We start from the raw sequence: 926 nt of genomic DNA, 5'->3' as shown, positions 1-926 counted from the left end.
ACGTTGTGAGTCATCGGAAGATGAAGGTCGACGAAAATGGGGGCGGAGATCTAGAGTGTTCCGCAAAGGAAGTTCTAATATAGGTAAAATAGAGCGGCATTAAGTATGGGCTGACGGAGCAATGTAGCCCTGCAATGAAAAAAACATGCAGAACGTTAAAAACACCTGATAATTATGAATGCATTTACTAAACGGTTTTTATTATTAATGTTTATTCCCTTTGTCGGGTTTTCCCAAACGGAATATAAATCTTCGTATCCCAAGGATACTATCTACATACAATATAAGCCAGCGACCGGTCCTAAAAAATGGAACGCAAAATTTAGAAGAGATTATAATGGAGTGCCAGGTGTCTATTTTAATGTAGAACAAAAAAAGGGTGATATGGCTTTGTTTTACGCCGATAGTCTGTTAACGGATACTTTACCTTTGATTTATTTGAATGAATATCAATTTTCCGATTTGGAACAAATAAAGAAAAAAAAGAGAAATTGGATCGAGAAGAAATTCAATGGACTAGAATATAAACCCTATGGCGGATCTAAAAATGGGGTATTTCAAACTTATTTAATTGAAGTAATTTCCGATAAAGCGTTTGTGAAATACCCAGTACACTGGAGAAATGAAGGTGCCATTGACTGATTTGGGTTGAACAGCTTTATTTAATAATCAGATATGAGAATTAGCGGAGAAATTGAGAGAAAAAAAGAGGCTTTTTGGGACCTGCTGTCGTTGAGTCCAGGGCTGTTCAATGAATATTAAAAAAAGCTTGTTTTGAGGCTTCTTACAAAGGACAAAGATTGAAGACGCCTCACAACAGTATATAAAAACAATGCTTAAGCCTGTACAAATTCAAAACTCCGTGCGTGCTTGTTGAGCTTGATTTTCCTTCGGAAAATCAAGCTCGCCCGCGCACAGTTTTTATA

At 36.7% G+C, this 926-nt stretch carries 1 protein-coding gene; it reads left to right on the top strand.

Features of this window, described 5'->3' with window-relative positions; genetic code table 11:
* The first annotated feature begins 174 nt into the window (after positions 1 to 174).
* Positions 175 to 642, top strand: a complete 468-nt coding sequence (locus RM545_RS17445; protein WP_311496564.1) for a hypothetical protein — start codon at positions 175 to 177, stop codon at positions 640 to 642.
* Positions 643 to 926: the final 284 nt, after the last annotated feature.

The sequence above is a fragment of the Autumnicola lenta genome (assembly GCF_031846515.1).
GTDB lineage: Bacteria > Bacteroidota > Bacteroidia > Flavobacteriales > Flavobacteriaceae > Autumnicola > Autumnicola lenta.
This window is presented reverse-complemented; position numbering and strand designations above follow the sequence as displayed.